The 1,216-nt window shown below is 39.5% G+C and carries 3 protein-coding genes; 2 read left to right on the top strand and 1 reads right to left on the bottom strand.

Annotation, left to right across the window (positions count from 1 at the left end; translation table 11 throughout):
• The first annotated feature begins 51 nt into the window (after window positions 1–51).
• Both BSG1_RS21460 and BSG1_RS21465 read left to right on the top strand, forming a co-directional pair.
• Window positions 52–291 carry a hypothetical protein gene (locus BSG1_RS21460; protein WP_006838988.1) on the top strand — a complete coding sequence of 80 codons (240 nt, stop codon included), beginning with the start codon at window positions 52–54 and terminating at the stop codon, window positions 289–291.
• Complete coding sequence (locus tag BSG1_RS21465) at window positions 242–508, top strand: hypothetical protein (protein WP_006838989.1); 267 nt, start codon at window positions 242–244, stop codon at window positions 506–508. Before BSG1_RS21460 ends, BSG1_RS21465 begins: the two co-directional genes overlap by 50 nt.
• Before the next feature lie 199 nt (window positions 509–707).
• Here BSG1_RS21465 and BSG1_RS19605 read toward each other — a convergent pair.
• On the bottom strand, window positions 708–1,216 hold a 509-nt coding region (locus tag BSG1_RS19605), incomplete at its 5' end, for an NAD(P)-dependent oxidoreductase (protein ID WP_006838990.1).

Genomic DNA, 1,216 nt, shown 5'->3' on the forward strand with positions numbered 1-1,216 from the left:
GCATGGCAGTACAATGATGACTAATTCATTGCGCAGTTTGCTTCCGGTCTTTTGATTGCAACTACCTTGATTGGAGCGGTATATTTATTTGGCCCTGAAAAAGCTGAAAGTACGGAACAACCGGCAGAGGCAGCTAAAACAAAAGAGCTTACTGAAGAAGAAATGATTCAACAGCTTGCTTCAAAAGGCTATGTGGTACATACAGAAGAAGAGTGGAACAATCAGAAAGCTGCAGCAAACAATGAAAAAAACAGAAGACAATTCAGCGCAGGAACAAGAAAAGTCCAATGAAGAAAAGGTTGTCTATCGGGCGATTCTGTCGGTATCTACGGGGATGACCAGTATAGATGTGGGCAATGCACTGGAAAAAGCAAAAATTATAGACGATGGCATGGATTTTTATAAAGAGGTGGAAAAGCGCGGTCTTGAAAATGAATTAAGACCCGGTACCTTTGAATTCGAAAGCGGAATGTCAATGGAAAAAATCATTTCCATCATTTTTGAATAGAAAAAGCTCCTTTGGAACAATTCAAAGGAGCTTTTTCTATTATTAATGGCTAGATTGTTGCTTTCGGAAAATCCCTAGTGCCGGATTTTTCCCCTGTTTACAAGGTTTTTTCTCTCTTGCTTACCATAATATATCCTTGGATATTATGGCTGTATTTTTTTCGTGATTCTAAAAAAGCAAGTTCAAATAAAGAGCCTTATTAATAACATATACCGATCCGGGTACAATAACTTTCCTCTTGTTGAATCAAGCTGTACGCATAGTCAGCGGTATCATAAATGGAAATGCTTTTGCCCCCCTCAGGGAGGATTTCTTTTTCAGTTCGATATACACCGGTTCTCTCTCCATCGGGAAGGTAGGTTGGACAAACAACTGTCCAATTCACGTCAGAACTTTTTAACATAAGGTATGCTCTAAGGTGATCTTCGGCTGCTGTTGTGCTTCTTCTTTTAGCCTCATCACTTTGAAACCTAAAGAGAGAAGGTGTATTCCTGGATTGTAGAATTCCAGCTGTCCCGATTGTGATGATTCTCGACACGCTGTTCTTTCTCATTGATTTCAAAATGAGCGGCATACCTTTGGACAGTACATCATTTTTGTCGGTGCCAAGCGTACTTATCACTACATCACAATCTTGAATACATGCATCTAAATCATTTTCCTCCAACACATTCCCTTTCATAAGTGTAAGTCCTGGACTATTATGAT

The organism is Bacillus sp. SG-1 (genome assembly GCF_000181495.1).
In the GTDB taxonomy this organism is placed as follows: domain Bacteria; phylum Bacillota; class Bacilli; order Bacillales; family Bacillaceae_B; genus Rossellomorea.

What these genes read in the sequence shown, in the direction of transcription:
- BSG1_RS21465 (WP_006838989.1), top strand. Translation starts at nt 242, where the DNA reads ATGAAAAAAACAGAAGACAATTCAGCGCAGGAACAAGAAAAGTCCAAT.